Consider the following 17869-nt stretch of genomic DNA (forward strand, 5'->3'; position numbering starts at 1 on the left):
CGACCTGTCCGAGCTGTATCAAATTCTGGCCGATGCAATTCCAGTCGAAGAAGGCCGCAAACGATTTCTGAAAACGGCGAAGAGATCGGATTCGCCGACGACGGGAGGCAACAGACCACGAACTGGGGATCCTGTATCGGGGCCCACGAGCACGCCGCAGACGAGCGCCGTGCGATTCTCCGATGAGCTGCTCGACCGGGCGGTCAAGGCCCTGACCACTTTTGTCGGACCCATGGCCCGGGTACTGGTACGTAAGGCAGCGCAGCAGGCGGCGGATGCCGAGCAGCTACGCGAACTGCTGGAAGGCCAGATTGACAATGATTCGGACCGCGAGCGATTTCGCAAGCAGTTCCGGATATGAATCACCACAAAAACGGGGGCGCGAAGTGAACAGCAAACGATTGGCCGGATGGATGGCCCTGTTGGGAATGGTGTGTACCTTTGCCACACCGGCGCAGGCCGACTGGACCGTCGAAATGCGGGATGCCGGCCATTGCTTTCTGAAGTCCGGCGCACAGGAAATGGATGACGGGTACCGCAAGATCATGGTTCATGTTGAACTGGATGGAGACGAGCTGTCGTTGGTCACCCCCTCCAATATCGACAACAGCTTCGCCGATCTTCGTATCCAGGTGGACCGGGAAGGCCAGATCAAGTCGTCCGAAGTTGTAGACAACAAGACGGTTCGCTTCACCGGTATCTCTACGCAAACGATCCAGTCCATGAAAAAGGGGCTCACGCTCAAGGCCTGGCTACGTTTTTGGCCAACCTGGCCGGCGCCCGGTCGCCTTCAGCCTCAACGGTTTCACCGCCGCCACCCGTGAACTGGCGACTTGCGGCTAGGCTTTCCCCTCAACGAAAACACGACCAAGGGACAATGACATGAAACTGTTAGCGAAATTCAATCTGGTACTGATCGGCGTGTGTTCTGCTGGTCTCGGCATCGCCGGCTATCTGTCCTATTCCATCCTGCAGAAGAACGCGCGCGAGGAAGTGGTTCAACACGCGGGCATGATGATGGAGGCGGCGCTGGCGATTCGCAGCTATACCGTCAAGGAGATCCGGCCATTGCTGACACTGCAAATGACACGCGAATTTCTCCCGCAAACCGTGCCGGCCTATGCCGCAACCCAGAGTTTCGACAAGCTGCGCAAGAACCACCCGGAATACAGCTACAAGGAAGCGACCCTGAACCCCACCAATCCCCGTGATCGCGCAACGGACTGGGAGACGGACATCGTCGAAACCTTCCGCAACAATCCAGAACAGTCCCAGATCATCAACGAGCGCAATACCCCGACGGGAAAGGCGCTGTTTCTCGCGCGGCCGATCAGCATCAAGAACGCCGGCTGCCTGACCTGTCACAGCAACGTGCAGGCCGCACCCAAGACCATGCTGGCGAAATACGGGGACGCGAATGGCTTTGGCTGGAAAATGAACGAGATCGTGGGTGCGCAGATTGTCACTGTCCCCATGACTTACCCGATCGAAAAGGCACGTCACGCCTTCATTACTTTCATGGGTTCCCTGTCCGGGATTTTTCTTTTCATCATCATCGTACTGAACATCATGTTGCGGGCCATCGTTATCCGCCCGGTCACGCGCATGGCCCAGATTTCCGATCAGATCAGCATGGGCAATATGGACGCCGACGAATTCAAGGAAACGGGGAACGACGAGATCTCGGTTCTCGGGGCGGCATTCAATCGCATGCGTCGCAGTCTCGGCAAGGCCATGAACATGCTCGAAGACCAGGAGACCAAGCTATTGTAGGCAACGCCATGGATGCCGATTCCGAAAATCATACCTGGCTCAGTACGATCGTCTTCACCGACATCGTCGAGTACTCGAAGCGCTCGCTGGACCAGCAGATTGGAATCAAGAAACACTTCAACCACCTGATCTCGGATGCGATCACCGGCATGGAAGAGGTTGACCGCGTGATCCTGGACACCGGCGACGGCGTCGCCCTGTGCATGCTCGGCGATCCGGAGGCGGCCATCGTCGCCAGCCTGGAGCTGCGCAAGCAGGTCATGACGCCCCAAGTCTCGGCGCCTGAATCCTACGAGATCCGTACCGGGATCAACCTGGGGCCGGTGAAGCTGGTAACCGATATCAACGGCCGCTACAGCGTACTTGGCGACGGCATCAACGTCGCCCAGCGTATCATGAACTTTGCCCACTCCAGCCAGATGTTGGTGTCGCGATCGTTCTATGATGTCGCCTGGTGCCTGTCGGACGAATACTCGAATCTCTTCCAGTATCTTGGCATCCGGCGGGACAAGCACGGCTTCGAGCACGTGGTCTACGAGGTGCGCTCCGACGACAGCCCGCAGGCGACCGACACGGACGCCCCTGACCACCCCGAGCCGGTATTCGACGAAGTCACCCGTATCGTACGGACGCGCCTGGCCCAGGAAGTGGCGCCGCTCAGCACAATGAAATTCGAACCGGAGATTCTGCGCCGGGTCGAGTACGAATTGCTTGCCCATGTGGGTCCCCTCGCGAGCCTGCTGGTGCGCAAGGAGGCGGCCCGTGCCCCTTCCCTTGAAGATTTGTTTGTACGGCTGGCCCGTGCCGTTCCGGTGGGCGAAGCGCGCAGCGCCTTCCTGGCACGCACCAAGGCCGTGCTCAATGACTTCGGGGAGACGGAACCGGTGTCCGGGCCACCTGCCGGCATCGATTTCTCGTCGCAAGCCCAGGCGACGCCGGACACGTCCACGGGGGACTGGGATGAAGCCGTGCTGGAGCGCGCGATCGCACAGTTACGAAACTATATCGGCCCCATGGCCCCCATGCTGGTGCGCAAGGCGGCACGGCGGACCGGCAAGCCGCAGGAGCTGTACGAATTGCTTGCCCGGGAAATCGAGGACGAGGGGGAACGCCAACGGTTTCTCGATAGCGCCCCAGGAGGCTGACAGAGTACCCTATTCAGCCATTGCGCGTTGTGACTTCAGCCAGTCGACCACTTTCCAGATCGCGATCTATGGTTTTAGGTTCTATTTCTTTCGAATCACCGCTTCTTGAAGGTTTCCTTCTTCATCTCATTTTGAATCATCTGTTCTTTGATAGCTGATCCTCCAGAAAAAACGAAGACTCCCAAGGCATGAAAGAACAGGCCAATACCCCATCCCATAAGCGGCCACTTGAACCAGAGGTATTGGCTTGATGTGAGGAGGTTGATGATAATGAGCAGGGTATTCACTGCCACATAGACTGCCAGATGGACGTAAAATCCGATCTTGGCCTCTACTCTTTTCTTCGCTTTTTGGTAAGCCTCTTGGTTTTCCACCTGTGCCTCCTTTCCAAAAGATGTGACGCAAAGAGGTCCTGACGCCGTGGGTCCGGGGTGGCGCGTTCCTTACGCCATCATTTACACCCGCAGCTTATGTGCTGTCGGGATCGGCCGCTTCTTATAGCGTTGCCTCAATACCTTTCTTTCTTCCTTCGAAAGCATTTTCATGATTCATATAAGAGCCTAATCTCACCAGCAGAAATAGTGCACAAATTATCAACACTACATCAACATAAGCCCCTAAGCGAAAAATCCCGAAAAAGCCAAAATATAGAGTTATCAGGGCAACTGGCGCCTCCAACAAAACTGATCTTGGCCTTTGACTCATACAGAGAAAACCACAAATGGTTACCATAGTAGGGCAGTTTACAGCCCCCAATGGCGAATATATCAATGCATTCAACCAAACAGGGCTTTGGACCCAGTGCAAATACCAAAAACCGAACACCAACCCAAGAACGCCGAAAAACAGATTGATCGGCGCGATGTTCTCAAAATCAAAGGTCAGCCTCTTCGAAAAGTAGGCATGAACAATGAGCACGAAGAACATCCCAAAGATAATGATATTGGGCACCACCAGATACTTTACTGAAATGATTGCTGCAGATAGGGAGAGTAAAGCAATGAATAGAGAAAACAGACCATTTCTGACCTTTTTGACTAGAAGCCCAAGCGCTATGACCACCAAAAACAGGACGTGCAAGAAAGCCGAATAGGCTCTTACATCCTTTGAAATATTTTCCAACAGACTTGTAATCGCTTCTGGCGTTTTCATGAATGTAAGGACAAAAATCACCAAACATAGCAACGAAAGCACAATCCATTTAGCCATGTTTTTCATAGACTTCTCTACTTACGATGGAATGGGTAAACACCAGAAAGGCGTTCTTTCTGTCTTCTCTGAAGTCAGTCGCACCTAACGTCCCGCCTGGTGAACCAGCTGCGCTGCGACTGAAATCAGCCGTCTTCTTACCTTCCTTGCTATCGAAAAGCATGTCGCGGCGACGACACAAAATCAAGCGCACGCGGTACTGTTGCCGGGCAAACTGGAATACGCTGAAAAACTAGCCTTGAATCCGGCCGTACAGATCGTGTTCGTCGCTGGCGGTGATTTCCACCTCGGCAAGGTCACCGACCTCGAGCGTGTGCCCGGACTCGACGAAGACGAGTCCATCAATCTCCGGCGCATCGGCCCTGGAGCGCGCGACGGCACGCCCTTGCTCGTCGATGCCGTCGACGATGATCTCCTGCGTCGTGCCCACCTTGCGCGTAAGCCGGTCCGCGGAGATACGCACCTGTAGTTCCATCAGTTCGGCCAGTCGCTCCTGTTTCGTGTCTTCGTCGACCGCGCCTTCGAGCTCGTTGGCGCGGGCGCCCTCCACCGGCGAATAGGTGAAACAACCAACGCGGTCGAGTTGCGCGGCCTCGAGAAACTGCAACAACTCCTCGAAGTCCGCGCGCGTCTCGCCGGGAAAGCCAACGATGAAGGTCGAGCGCAGGGAGATGTCCGGCACCGTCTCGCGCCAGGCCTCAATACGCCGCAACACATTTTCCGAAGAAGCCGGCCGCTTCATCGCCTTGAGGATCTTCCTACTCGCATGCTGAAACGGGATGTCGAGATAGGGAAGGATCTTACCTTCGGCCATCAGCGGAATGATGTCGTCCACATGGGGATAGGGATAGACATAGTGCAGCCGTACCCAGGCGCCGAGTTCCCCCAGGTTCGCCGCCAGCTCCTTGAGGTTCGATTTCACCGGCCGCCCGTGCCAGAAACCCGTACGGTATTTCACGTCCACGCCGTAGGCGCTGGTGTCCTGGGAGATGACCAGCAACTCTTTCACCCCGGCCTGCACCAGGTTCTCCGCTTCCTGCAGCACCTCGCCCACGGGCCGGCTGACGAGATCGCCGCGCAACGAAGGGATGATGCAGAAGGTGCAACGGTGATTGCAGCCCTCGGAGATCTTTAAATAAGCGTAGTGTCGCGGCGTGAGCTTGATGCCTTGAGGTGGAATCAAATCGGTATAGGGATCGTGGGGCCGTGGAAGATGGTGATGCACAGCGTCCATCACCTCCTCCAGGGCCTGGGGTCCGCTCACGGCGAGCACCGAAGGGTGGGTCTGGCGGACGACGTCGCCCTTGGCGCCCAGGCAACCGGTGACGATGACCTTGCCATTCTCTGTCAGGGCCTCGCCGATGGCGTCCAGGGATTCCTCCACCGCGTCGTCGATGAAGCCGCAGGTGTTAACCACCACCAGGTCGGCGCCGTCATAGCTCGGCGAGATTTCGTAACCTTCGGCCCGTAACTGCGTGAGGATGCGCTCCGAATCCACCAGCGCCTTGGGGCAGCCGAGACTGACGAAGCCGACACGGCGGGCGCTCATGATGCCGGGGTCTCTTTCTCCGCATCGGCGAGCACACGACCGGCGGCATGCACCCGCGCTTCATGGATGCGATTGCCGATGGCCTCACCCGTCAATCCGGCCTTTTGCGCATCGCGCGCAATGGCGTTGCTGTCCACGGACTGCGCGGCGGCAAATACGACGCGCAACAACTCGCCCTGGGGATAGGGCTGGTCTTTCATATCCTTGCGCCCGCGATAGTCCGCCTCGCAGGCCAGGGCGAACAGGTCCACGCGTTCCGGTTTGCGAAAGGCATCCATGGCCTCGAGCACTCGCACCGCGGTGTTGGCGCGCAGCTCGAAGATGCGATGGCAATCGCCATGGTAGCGCGCGGTGATCACCGCCAGGTCGCGGTATTCATTGGGCACGCGGAAACGCCGGCAAAAGTCCGTCACCAGTTCGGCGCCGCGTTGCTCATGCTCGTAGTGGTGCGGCCACTCTTCCTCCGGCGTCGCCCCCTTGCCGAGATCGTGCATGAGGGCGGCGAAGCGCACGCGCGTATCGCCGGACAGTGCCGCGGCCGCGTCGAGAACCATCATCGCGTGGACACCGGTATCGACTTCGCGGTGAGCATGCTCCGGTTGCGGTACGCCGTACAGGGCGTCGATCTCGGGAAACAACCGCGCCAACGCCCCGCAGCCACGCAGAACCTTGAAGAACTGCGACGGCCGGTCCTCGCCCAGAGCCCGTTCCAGCTCCGCCCACACCCGTTCCGGTACGAGATAATCCACTTCGCCGTTGTCCACCATCTGCCGCATGAGCTTATTGGTACTGTGGGCCACCTTGAATCCCCACCCGGCAAAGCGCGCGGCAAAGCGGGCGACGCGCAGGATACGCACCGGGTCTTCGGCGAAGGCGTCGGAAACGTGGCGCAGGACTCCGTTGCGCAGGTCCTCCTGTCCGCCGAAGGGATCGATGATGGTGCCGTCCTCATCCTCGGCCATGGCATTGATCGTCAGGTCGCGCCGACGGAGATCGTCTTCCAGACTCACATCCGGCGCCGCATACACAGTGAAACCCTTGTAACCACGGCCGCTCTTGCGCTCGGTGCGTGCGAGGGCGTACTCCTCCTTTGTTTCCGGGTGCAGAAACACCGGAAAGTCGGCGCCCACCGGGGTGAACCCCGCCTTCACCATCTGTTCCGGGGTCGCGCCCACGACCACGAAATCGCGGTCCGTGACCTCGATCCCGAGCAATTCATCGCGCACCGCGCCGCCGACGAGATAGGTTTTCATGGGTGCATCCTAATGTGGCATAGTGCCGGCGCCAAGGGGCAATCCCGTATGAAGCATGCAGTCGCACAATTTGCCGTTGTCCTTGTCGCCGCGTTCACGCTCGCGGCGTGCTCCAGCGTGTCCTACTACTCCCAGGCCGTAAGCGGACAGCTCTCCCTTCTTTCCAAGCGCCGGCCCATCGCCGAGGTGCTGGCCGATCCGAAGACACCCCCGGCCCTGCGCAAGCGCCTGAAGACCGTGCAGCGCGCCCGCGACTTTGCCAGCGCCGAACTGGGCCTGCCGAACAACGCCAGCTACCGCAGCTACGCGGATCTGGGCCGTCCGTACGTGGTGTGGAATGTGTTCGCGGCGCCGGAACTGTCACTCGCGCCACGGCAATGGTGCTTTCCCATCACCGGCTGCGTTGCCTATCGCGGCTATTTCTCCAAAGGGGCCGCGATTCGCTTTGCAAAGGGACTGAAGCAGAGAGGTGATGATGTGGAAGTTGAAGGAATCACTGCTTACTCCACCCTGGGCTGGTTCAGCGACCCGGTACTGAACACCATGTTGCGGCAACCGGGATATGACCTCGCGGCGCTGGTATTTCACGAGCTTGCCCACCAGGAACTCTTTGTCTCCGGCGACACCACGTTCAACGAATCCTTCGCCACTGCCGTGGAGGAGGAAGGTCTGCGCCGATGGCTGCTGCACGAACACACGCCTGAGGCCTTTCGCAAGTACCAGGAGCGCAAGCGGCGGCAGGCCCAGTTTATTGCCCTGGTGATGCGCACGCGCGAGCGCCTGAAGAAGCTCTATGCCAGTCCGGTCAATGACGAAGCCAAGCGTGCCGGCAAACGCACCGCCTTTGCCGATCTCAAAATAGAATACGCGAAGCTCAAAAAGAGCTGGGGCGGTTACAGCGGTTATGATCGCTGGTTCGACCGGGAACTGAACAACGCGAGCCTGGTTCCCATCGGCAGCTATTACGATTACGTTCCGGCCTTCGAACAACTGCTGCGCGACTGTGATGGTGACCTGAAAAGGTTCTATCGCCGCGCACGCAGGATCGGGAAACTGTCGCCGGCGGAACGCACGCAGGAAATGGAGGAACTGCTCGGAAAATTCAGGTCGACCGGCGCGGATGGATCCGGCGATCGCGCGCCAGCCAGTGCCACGCCACTGCCTCCATCGCCGTCGGCGTGACGCCCAGCACCGGCGGGAAACCCTCCTTGCATACGCTGTTGATCTGCAATGAATGGTAGTTGTCGATACTAAAGGGCTTGCCCGGCATCATCTCCCCCGCCACGGCCTGCAGCCACGACAAGCGCGGCCCCAGCCCGAGTACCTTGCGGCGCAGACCAACCGTCTTCGCCACGTATTCCACGATCTGGCGCAGGGTATAGACTCGCGGACCGCACAGTTCATAGCGCTTGCCGAAGCTGTGGTAGTTGTCGATGGAATTGATCATGGCGTCGGTCACGTCTTCCACCCACACCGGCTGGAATCGCGCGTCGGGACAGGCCAGGGGAAGCACACCGGGGCTCATGCGCAGCAATCGCTCGAAGCGCCGGGTAATGTCCTCGCCATCGCCGAACATGACCGACGGCCGGAAGCTGGTGACGTGGAGCTGGTGGCCACCAATGTTGTGCACCCGGTCCTCGCCGATCCCCTTGCTGCGCAGATATTCGCTGGGACTTCCACTGGATGCCTTGAGGGCACTCATATGCAACAGGCGGCGGACCCCCTGATCGCGGCAGGCTTCCGCCACCTTGCCGGCCAATTGCACATGGATGCGCTCGAAGCCTGGCCGGTTTCGGAATTCGTTGAGGATGCCGACGAGATTGATTACGACGTCGTGACCCGCCAGTTCCATGCCCAGAAAGGCCGGGTCCAACACGTTGCCCTGCACCACCCGAACCGTAGGCAAGACCAACAGGTCACGGTGTTCCTCGCGTCGCCGGGTCAACACGGTCACCGGCCAGCCGCGGTCTGCGAGCTTCACGATCAGGCTGTGTCCGACGAATCCGGTGCCACCAAGAATGCAGATATCGGGCGTGCTCATGCTGCTGTTTGACGTGCGTTTTCGATCAATGGATTGAGCGGGATTTTGCGCCATCCCGAAGTGATGTCAAGGGAACGGAAATCAACGGGAGCTGCGCGGCTCGACGGCGGGCATGCGTTCATTCAACTGGGTCGGCTCCACATCCAGCCGGCGCTCGTAGATGGTTGTGTAGCTGAGCACATTCTTTACGTAGTTGCGGGTTTCGTCGTAAGGAATCGATTCCACCCACAGGTCCGCGCGCATTTCGTCATCGTCGGGCAGCCATCTTTTCACCCGATGGGAACCGGCATTGTAGGCGGCCGTTGCCAACACCGGATTGTTGTCATGTCGTCGCAGCACCGTGCGCAGATAATAGGAACCCAGACGCAGATTGTTGTCCACGTTCAGGATCGCGTGCTTGCTGCGGATATTAAGCTTGAGGCGGCGTGCGGTCGCACGGCCGGTGCGCGGCAGCAGCTGCATCAGGCCCAGGGCACCGGCTCCGGAGCGGGCATCGCTGACGAAGGCGCTTTCCTGCCGCATGACGCCGTAGATCCAGCCCGGATCCAGACCGGTGCGCCGTGCGTTCTGTTCGACCTGTTTGCGATACAGGAGCGGGAAGCGCAAATCCAGGTCGTCGACATGACCGCTGACGGCGGCGGTATAGATCGCCCGATCGTGCCAACCAAGATTCTGCGCAACAACCGCGGCCACTTTGAGATCGCGGGCATTCATGTGACGAATGGTCCAGCGCCATTGCCGCCGCGCATCGATGATCTTGCCGACGGCATACAGTTCGGTGGCCAGCTTCACATCCGGCCGCGACTCGATCTGATTCAGATCCCCCGGTGCAACCTCGATGTCCCGGTCCTGCATGGAATACGTGGCATCGATATGGTCGGCGGCCAGAAAACCGTAATAACTCCGCTCCCGCGCGAGTGAACTGTATTCCTCCCAGGCGCGAGTCTTGTGGCCGAGTTGTTCCTCGATGCGCGCCTTCCAGTAGCGCCATTCGTCGCTGTTCTGTTCATCCTCGGTCAGGGCTGTATAGAACTGTTGCGCCAGCTTCCAGTCCCCGGCCCACATGGCAGCGCGCACCCGCCAGAAGCGGACATCCTCATCTGTCTTTCCGGCGGACACCGCCGACAGCCAGTCCACGGCCTCCGGCAGATGATCCTTGGCGGCGATGATGCCAACCTGCCGCAGGACATAGTTCTCGTCCTCGCCGAAGAAACGGTATTTCTCCTTCAGCGCGGTCCACAATCGCATGGCCTCACGCGGATCCCGGTAGGCCAGGCGTGCAATACCATGATTGACGATCATCCGCGCCACGGGCGTATCCAGCGAGTAGTGGATACTGGCGAGCTCTCTTGCCGGATGCCGATGCATGGCGACCCAGCGCGCAACCCAGACCCGGTCCCTGGCTGGCAGATAGTTCGCGAGTTCCCGTGCAAGAGTGATGCGGCGGGACTCCATGGCGAGCTTGATGCGCGCGAACACTGTATCGCGTGTCATCTGCCCGGCGTCGCGCCAACGATGGAAGACCGCGTTGCAGGCGCTGGGCAGCCGGCGGCCCGTGTTCCAGAGTTTGGCGACTCGCTCCATCACGGGCCACTGATCGATGTCCGTGGCCTGCAGCTGATGGTCCAGCCAGTAGCAATACAGGGTGCGATCTTTCAGTTCGGTCCGGTACTCCCGCATGAAGGTGTCCCAGTCGCCTTTCCTGGCAAGCTGATACAACCAGCGCTCGCGCAGCACGACGCTGCTATAGGCGTACCGATTGTTATGCAGCCACATGCGCAACTCGTCTTCCGATGTCTGCGCCAGGTGCCGGCGAAGATAATGGTACTCGAGCTCGCCCTGCAGGATGGATCCATCGAGCTTTTCCTGCGCCCGGTCATAGCCGGCCTTGTCGCCACGATGCAACGCGGCGACGCCGGCGAGATACGCCGCGCGCTGCGCATCCACCGAGTTTTCCGGCGCATCGTCGGCAAATACCGTATGCGATGCCAGGAAAAACAGTGCCGCGATGAAACTGATTGTTGTTTTCGGGATCACAGTAATATTAAGTATAGACAGCCCTATACAAGCAAGAAGCCGCCCAAAAGAAAAGGAGGGGCCATGAACATGGAATCCGTAAATCCCGCAACGGCCAACAAAATCAAGGAGTTCGACCTGTGGAACGATGCGCAGGTGGAAGAAGCCCTGCAGCTGGTCGCGCAGGCCTCGCCCGACTGGCGCGCAAGATCGTTTGCCGATCGCGCCATCCTCATGCGTGCAGCGGCAGCAGAACTACGCGAACGTACGGACCACTACGCCGCGCTGATCACCACGGAAATGGGAAAACTGGCGCGCGAGGCGAAAGGTGAAGTCGAGAAATGCGCCTGGGTGTGCGAGTACTACGCGGACCATGCCCAGAACTTTCTCGCCGACGAAGTGATCGAGTCCGACGCCGGCAAGAGCTATGTCGCCTATTTGCCCCTGGGGACGGTACTCGCCGTCATGCCGTGGAACTTCCCCTTCTGGCAGGTGTTTCGCTTTGCCGCCCCGGGACTCATGGCCGGCAACACGGCGGTGCTGAAGCATGCCTCCAATGTGCCCCAATGCGCGCTAGCGATCGAAGAGGTATTCGAAAGGGCCGGGTTCCCCAACGGGGTGTTCCGCACCTTGATGATTTCCGCATCCCAGGTCGAAAAGGTAATTGAGGACCCGCGGGTTCATGCCGTCACCCTCACCGGGTCCGAACCCGCTGGGCGCAAGGTCGCAGGCACCGCCGGGACACAACTGAAGAAGTCCGTGCTGGAACTGGGTGGATCCGACGCCTTCGTGATCCTGAACGACGCAGACCTCGACGAAGCAGCAAGAGTTGGCGCCGGCGCGCGCCTGCTCAATTGCGGCCAGAGCTGCATCGCCGCCAAGCGCTTCATTGTCGTGGACGCGGTTGCCGATGCCTTTCTGGAAAAACTGAAGGCGGAGATGTCCGCCCTCAAGATTGGCGACCCGACCGCGGACGACACCGGCATCGGCCCCATGGCCCGGGCCGACCTGCGCGACGAATTGCACCGACAAGTGAGCGATTCCATCGCCGCCGGGGCCGAGGCCGCCCTCGGCTGCGCGCCCCTGGATGGACCGGGCTACTACTATCCGCCGTCCATCCTCGATCGCGTGCAAGCCGGAATGCGTGCCTGGAGTGAAGAACTGTTCGGACCGGTGGCGATCTTCATTCGCGCCCGTGATGAGGATGATGCCCTGCGCATCGCCAACGACAGCCGCTTCGGTCTGGGGGGCAGCGTGTGGAGCCGGGACAGTGCACGGGCAGAACGTTTTGCGCGGCGCATGGAATCGGGCTCCAGCTTCGTCAACGGGATGGTCAAAAGTGATCCGCGACTCCCCTTTGGCGGCATCAAGGCCTCCGGCTACGGTCGCGAGTTGTCGATACACGGCATCCGCGAGTTCGTGAACGCCAAGACCGTGTGGATCAAATAGCCGGTCTCCGGTCGATGGATTGACGCAGCGGGCCGCGCTTTACGTATACTCTGCGCTCGCAACGAGAAAAGAAAATCGGCTTGGATCCGTTCTTCTACTATGTCGCCATCGGAGCGGTGGCCGGCGTGCTTGCCGGTCTGCTGGGTGTGGGTGGCGGACTGGTCATCGTGCCCACCCTGGTGTTCGCCTTCCGGTTGCAGGGATTCGATGATGCCTCAGTGGTTCATCTGGCCGTGGGTACATCCCTGGCAACCATCGTGTTTACTTCCGTCTCCTCCGTACGCGCCCATCACAAGCGCGGCGCGGTGATGTGGCCGGTGGTGGCCCGGCTCGCACCCGGACTGATCGCCGGCGCCCTGCTGGGCGCGGCCATTGCCGACCAGCTGCCAACCCCGGTGCTGTCCCGCGTGTTTGGTGTGTTCGAACTGCTGGTCGCCGCGCAGATGATCCGCAACCTGCGTCCGGCGCCGCAACGACAGCTGCCGGGACGGCCCGGGATGTTTGCCGCTGGCGGTGTTATCGGCACCGTCTCGGCCATCATCGGCATCGGCGGCGGCACGCTTACCGTTCCCTTCCTCGTCTGGTGCAACCAGGACCTGCGCAAGGCGGTGGCAACCTCGTCCGCCTGCGGTTTGCCCATCGCCTTCGGCGGCGCCGTCGGCTTCGCCATCGCCGGCTGGAACCAGGCCACCCTGCCCGCGTGGTCCGCGGGTTTCGTCTATGGCCCGGCGCTGTTGGGAGTCACCCTGGCCAGCGTACCGTTTGCACCCCTGGGTGCATGGCTGGCCCATACCCTGCCCACGGCCCAGTTGAAACGGATTTTTGCGCTGCTGCTGGTGGCGCTGGGCGTGCGCATGTTGCTTGGCTAGCGGCGATCAGGAAACGGGGCTGGTGTTCTTGCGGTAGGCCCACCAGATCATTGCCGCGCCGGCCAATACCATGGGCACGCTGTAGATCTGGCCAATAGTGAGCCAGCCGAAAGCAAGGTAACCGAGGAACGCGTCCGGGACGCGGAAGAACTCGACGAAGATTCGGAACAGCCCGTAGCAAACCAGAAACAGACCCGACACCGCGCCCATGGGTCTGGGCTTGCGGGAATACGTCCACAGAATCACGAACAGCAACACCCCCTCCAGCAGGAGCTCGTACAGCTGAGAGGGATGGCGTGGCTGGGGTCCGCCGGTGCGAAACACCATACCCCAGGGCACATCGGTCACGCGGCCCCACAATTCCTGATTGATGAAATTGCCGATGCGTCCGGCACCCAGACCAAAGGGCGTCAGCGGCGCCATGAAATCGGTGACCTGGGTCCAGTGACGGTGGGTCTTGCGTGCATACCACACCATGGCCACGATAACGCCGATCAATCCCCCGTGAAACGACATGCCGCCGTGCCAGACGTACAGGACTTCCAGGGGATGGCTGAAATAGAAAGCGGGCTTGTAGAACAGAATGTAGCCGATGCGCCCGCCAAGGACGGCGCCGAACGCGCCGGCGACGATGAGATCGCCCACCTCCTCCTTGCGCCATGCACCATCGGAACGCGCGGCGCGGATCGTGCCCAGCCACCAGGCGCCAATGAACGCCAGCACATACATCAGCCCGTACCAATGGACCTGCAGGCGCCAGACGTGGAATGCGACGGGATTGATATCGGGTGCGACCAGCATGGGCCGGCATTATGACGGAAGCCGCTGGCCCGGGCCAGCCGTGTCTACCGCGACAAAGCGATATCCGCGGACCACAGGCGCACGCTGTGTGCGCCCAGCCTGGCTTCGTACAAAGGCTTGTTTGCGGCGGCACCAAGAGGCTGCCAGCCATCACTGTACGTCAGAAGTACGCCGTCGGGATGTCCCGCCACCCAGTCCGGAACACCTTCCTTGTCGAGCACGGCAATTGGCCGATACAGGCGGCCCAGGAACTGGAATTCACCCTCGTAGGGTCCAACCACGGCGAGCGGGAAATGTTTGGCCTCGATCCGGGACACGGTGTCCGCGAGGACATTGAGCTGGTAGCGATTGCGGAATTCATATCCGAAGACGAAGCTGCCGACCACCGCTGCGAACATCACCGTAACCGCAATCGTACTGATGCGCTCCCGCAGGCGAACCCCGGGAAGGAATGTCAGGCCAATCCCCACGGCCGCGACCCCAACCCCCACCAGCGGCGAGAGGTCCCACAGGAACGCGGGCAACAGCTCGATCCTGGGCAGACCCGGCAGAACCGCCAGGACTCCGCCGATCAACAGCGCCGGCACAGCCATGCCGGCAAACAGACCTTCCTCGCCGTCCTGTGCGTGCTCCTCACGCAGAAGCAACCACGCGATGGCCATGGCATAGGCCGGAAAGATCGGGAGCAGCAACTGCGGTTGGCGTACGGACAGGACCGACAGGAGAATGATCGAGGGCAACCCCCACATGACCGTGAACAGCAGACCGCGGTCGGTCGGTTCCGTGCGGCTGTCCCACAGGCGCAACCACGGCAAGGGCCAGACGGACCACGGCAGGAACACAAAGGGAATCAGAAACAGATACCACCACCATGCCCCGTGCGCATAGAACAGGGACAACGGTTGGACCCAGGAACCGGACGCCAGTGCGAACAGCGCCTCCCTGCTCGGCACCGTTGTGTACAGCCAGAACCCCACCGGAATCGCCGCGACCACCAGGGTCTTCAACAGCTGTGGGGTCCACCGCCATTTCTTGGGCTGACCGTCGGAACACCAGAAGGGCGCTGTCAACGCCGCCGGACCAACATAGATGAGAAATTCGGGACCGGCCGCCAGGACCCCGGCGCCGATCAACAGGCCGGTATACGTCCAGGCCAGGGGCCGTGCCGCCGCCATGGCCTCCAGGGCCAGCATGGTCAGGACCACGAGCAAGACTACCGGCATGTACGGCAAGGTCAGGGTCAGGGAAAAGGCCCACATGCCGGAGCCGATCAGGATCAGGGGGACATAACGAATGACATTGGTTTCCTCCGGCCAGAAACGGCGTGCCAGGCGCTGGGTAGCGACCATGGCGGCCAGGCCACAGAGCGCGGGCAGGGCGCGGGGCCACCAGTCATTGACACCAAGTATCTTCCAGCCAGCCAGCACGGCCCAAAGGACGAGCGGGGCCTGGGTCGTCTGTACCTCACCGTTCAGCACCGGACGCATCCAGTCCTGCCGCACCCACATCTCCCAGGCCATGGAAACAAAACGGGTCTCATCCGGCGGCCACAACCCGCGGGTCGCCATGGCGGCAGCCGCGATGAGCAAGGTAAGGCCGATCCAGAAAACCATGGTCCGAATCCCGGCCCGGGACACGCGCTTGGCGCGGGTGCGGACGGTATCCGACTCGATGGCGACTCCACCCCCAACGTCGCCGATCTCGATCTCCTCCACCACGAAATCGTCGAGGGTATCGTCCACCGAAGGCTTTTTCCGGTGCTTTTTCTTGTGATGTCGGGAGCCGCTCTTTCTGGATCGCGCGGCGGGCTGCTTTTTGCCGAACATAGTATTCCCTGTCAGGACGCTCGTACGATTTTTCGTACGGGACTACTGAATTTTCGTACGCGCACGGGAAAACTCAAGGAAAACCCTGTCCGCCGGTCAGGCGAAGGTCCTACTTCGCCGAAAGCAGGGTATCGGCAGACCAGATACGGACCGTATCCAGCAGGGATTTTCGCTCCAATTGCGGAGAAACCACGGTTTCCCAGGGGAATGAATCGGCCACCACCAGCCCCCGGGGGTGGGACGCGGACCAGGCGGAAATCTGGTCCGGAGCGACAACCTCAATCGGCGACTTCAGCCGGGCGGCGAAGGTATAGCGACCATCGTAGTCGCCAATATGAGCAATCGGCCGACCTTCGGCCTCGGTCCTGGCGAGCAGGCTTGCCGGGGCATCCATGGCCTGAGACGGAAACAGTTGCAGATCCGCTACCGCAAGCAAGGCCATAGCCAATGTCACGTTGATGGCGGCGATCTTCACGACCCGTCCATAGAAGTGAAACCGGGGAACGAAGCCGCTCGCCAGGCCAAGGACGGCAATGACAGCTCCGACCCAGATGGGAAGTTCTCTCAGCCCGGCAGGGATTCCGTCGATCGGCGGCAAGATGGGAATCGCCAACAGGAATACGCCGGCGAACATCAGCAACAATCGCGGCACGATCCCGAGTCGCGGCAACACAATGACCAGCAATCCGGCGGCGGCGGCGGTCGCCCCGAGGTAAAGGAGATTGCTGGCCCCCAGGTCGGTCACCCAGGCACCGCTCAGCAGCGGTGCAAGGGACGCGAGGACCAGTCCGCCCAGAATCAACGGCGGCGCCAGACTGACGAGAATGCGATCTTCTCCCTGATCAAACAGCTCTTCGTTCAGAAGCAGGTAGGTGACCACCATGGCTCCCGCCGGCAGCAGGGGCAGCAGGAACTGGGGCTGGGGATCGGTAAGCAGTGCGAGCAGAAACAGCGTGGGCACCACCCAGCAGAGAATAAATACGGTACCGCTTCCGGGCCGCTGGCGGTGCAATTGCCAGAGGCGCAACCAGGGCAAGGGCCACGCCGCCCAGGGCAGCAACAGCGGGAACATCATCAATAGATAGGCGTACGGCGGCAGATCCTGTGGATACAAGGCAGACGCCACGGGCAAGGCGCCGTACAGGTATGCGAAAGCAAACTCCTGTCCATATTCATTGGCCACGAACATGCCCCACAGCAGCACCACGCCCAGGGCAACGCCCGCGCCTGAGGCGAAATCCTGGTACCAGTGTTGCCACCTCAGGGCATGCTCCCTTCCGGCCCAAAAGGGTGCCAGTAGCGCGGGTGGCAGCACATAGACGAGAGCAACGAAACCCGACGTCAGTACCGCCGCGCCCGTGGCAGCCCCGTATAGCAACCAGCCACCGCGGGTCCCATAGCGCCACGCACGCAACATCCCCAGCAGCGCCAGGCACACGAAGAAAGACAGGGCCGTTGCCTCCGGTGACATGCCCATGGAGATTACCCAAAACCAGCTCCCGATCAGGACGATGGGCAGATACCGCGGCATATAAATCTGGTCCATCCATAAGTAGGTAACGATCCGGCTCCCCACCGCCACCGTGCCAAAGGCAAACAGGGCTCCAAGGATCTGCAGCCACCAGCCATGGGTACCCAGTACCTTCCAGCCGAAGATGAGCAGCCACGGGATCATGGGCATCTGGGTTGCGTAGGCCTGATCGTTCAATACCGGGATCAGGAGGTAATGCCGCTGCCACATTTCCCATGCAACCGACAGCAGTCGCGTCTCGTCAGGGGCCCAGGGCCGGTGGATCCAGAGCACCGCGGCTGTTAGCGCAAGCCAGAACACCGCGCCAGGTCCCAGGGGGGCCGCGACGCGCCGGATTACGGCTAATGGATTTTGGGACGTAGACATGGGAGATTGCGACGGAATTCCTTTATAGTCGGTAATTCCTG

General features: G+C 60.6%; 16 protein-coding genes. 7 read left to right on the top strand and 9 right to left on the bottom strand.

Features of this window, described 5'->3' with window-relative positions; translation table 11 throughout:
* The 4 genes from P8X48_01080 to P8X48_01095 form a co-directional block, all read left to right on the top strand.
* On the top strand, positions 1-361 hold a 361-nt coding region (locus P8X48_01080; protein ID MEJ2105906.1), incomplete at its 5' end, for a hypothetical protein.
* Positions 362-386: 25 nt separating this feature from the next.
* A complete protein-coding gene (locus P8X48_01085) occupies positions 387-824 on the top strand; it encodes a hypothetical protein (protein ID MEJ2105907.1) in 438 nt (145 codons plus the stop codon).
* 58 nt (positions 825-882) lie between these two features.
* Complete coding sequence (locus P8X48_01090; protein MEJ2105908.1) at positions 883-1773, top strand: DUF3365 domain-containing protein; 891 nt, start codon at positions 883-885, stop codon at positions 1771-1773.
* Between the two features lie 8 nt (positions 1774-1781).
* Positions 1782-2918, top strand: coding sequence for an adenylate/guanylate cyclase domain-containing protein (locus tag P8X48_01095; GenBank protein ID MEJ2105909.1), 1137 nt, complete (start codon positions 1782-1784; stop codon positions 2916-2918).
* Positions 2919-3013: 95 nt separating this feature from the next.
* On the opposite strand, the gene P8X48_01100 is transcribed toward P8X48_01095, so the two are convergent.
* The 4 genes from P8X48_01100 to P8X48_01115 all read right to left on the bottom strand — a co-directional run bounded on the left by P8X48_01100 (position 3014) and on the right by P8X48_01115 (position 6929).
* Positions 3014-3292: a 2TM domain-containing protein gene (locus P8X48_01100; GenBank protein MEJ2105910.1), complete on the bottom strand. Its 279-nt coding sequence runs from the start codon at positions 3290-3292 to the stop codon at positions 3014-3016.
* Positions 3293-3413: 121 nt separating this feature from the next.
* Positions 3414-4136: a hypothetical protein gene (locus P8X48_01105; protein ID MEJ2105911.1), complete on the bottom strand. Its 723-nt coding sequence runs from the start codon at positions 4134-4136 to the stop codon at positions 3414-3416.
* A gap of 223 nt (positions 4137-4359) precedes the next feature.
* Positions 4360-5676 carry a 30S ribosomal protein S12 methylthiotransferase RimO gene (gene rimO, locus P8X48_01110; protein MEJ2105912.1) on the bottom strand — a complete coding sequence of 439 codons (1317 nt, stop codon included), beginning with the start codon at positions 5674-5676 and terminating at the stop codon, positions 4360-4362.
* Positions 5673-6929 (bottom strand): multifunctional CCA addition/repair protein, encoded by a 1257-nt coding sequence (locus tag P8X48_01115; protein ID MEJ2105913.1) that lies wholly within the window; start codon positions 6927-6929, stop codon positions 5673-5675. Before P8X48_01115 ends, rimO begins: the two co-directional genes overlap by 4 nt.
* A 48-nt stretch (positions 6930-6977) precedes the next feature.
* Here P8X48_01115 and P8X48_01120 point away from each other — a divergent pair, with 48 nt between their 5' ends.
* Positions 6978-8111: an aminopeptidase gene (locus tag P8X48_01120; protein ID MEJ2105914.1), complete on the top strand. Its 1134-nt coding sequence runs from the start codon at positions 6978-6980 to the stop codon at positions 8109-8111.
* Here P8X48_01120 and P8X48_01125 read toward each other — a convergent pair.
* Both P8X48_01125 and P8X48_01130 read right to left on the bottom strand, forming a co-directional pair.
* Positions 8032-8970 (bottom strand): complex I NDUFA9 subunit family protein, encoded by a 939-nt coding sequence (locus P8X48_01125; GenBank protein MEJ2105915.1) that lies wholly within the window; start codon positions 8968-8970, stop codon positions 8032-8034. The two genes, P8X48_01120 and P8X48_01125, sit on opposite strands and share 80 nt — an antisense overlap.
* A gap of 81 nt (positions 8971-9051) precedes the next feature.
* On the bottom strand, positions 9052-11007 hold the full coding sequence (locus P8X48_01130) for a transglycosylase SLT domain-containing protein (protein ID MEJ2105916.1): 1956 nt from the start codon (positions 11005-11007) through the stop codon (positions 9052-9054).
* A 63-nt stretch (positions 11008-11070) separates the two neighbouring features.
* Between P8X48_01130 and P8X48_01135 the strand changes: the two genes are divergently transcribed.
* Together P8X48_01135 and P8X48_01140 are read left to right on the top strand one after the other, a co-directional pair.
* The gene (locus tag P8X48_01135) at positions 11071-12435 is read left to right on the top strand and encodes an NAD-dependent succinate-semialdehyde dehydrogenase (protein MEJ2105917.1); all 1365 of its coding nucleotides are present in this window, start codon (positions 11071-11073) and stop codon (positions 12433-12435) included.
* An 80-nt stretch (positions 12436-12515) separates the two neighbouring features.
* On the top strand, positions 12516-13304 hold the full coding sequence (locus tag P8X48_01140) for a sulfite exporter TauE/SafE family protein (protein ID MEJ2105918.1): 789 nt from the start codon (positions 12516-12518) through the stop codon (positions 13302-13304).
* 6 nt (positions 13305-13310) lie between these two features.
* Here P8X48_01140 and lgt read toward each other — a convergent pair whose 3' ends face one another.
* The 3 genes from lgt to P8X48_01155 form a co-directional block, all read right to left on the bottom strand.
* Positions 13311-14105, bottom strand: a complete 795-nt coding sequence (gene lgt, locus P8X48_01145) for a prolipoprotein diacylglyceryl transferase (GenBank protein MEJ2105919.1) — start codon at positions 14103-14105, stop codon at positions 13311-13313.
* Positions 14106-14149: 44 nt separating this feature from the next.
* Positions 14150-15847, bottom strand: a complete 1698-nt coding sequence (locus tag P8X48_01150; GenBank protein ID MEJ2105920.1) for a hypothetical protein — start codon at positions 15845-15847, stop codon at positions 14150-14152.
* 193 nt (positions 15848-16040) lie between these two features.
* Entirely contained in the window at positions 16041-17828 is a 1788-nt protein-coding gene (locus tag P8X48_01155; GenBank protein ID MEJ2105921.1) for a hypothetical protein, read from the bottom strand.
* Positions 17829-17869: the final 41 nt, after the last annotated feature.

Source organism: Acidiferrobacteraceae bacterium (assembly GCA_037388825.1).
Classification (GTDB): domain Bacteria; phylum Pseudomonadota; class Gammaproteobacteria; order Acidiferrobacterales; family JAJDNE01; genus JARRJV01.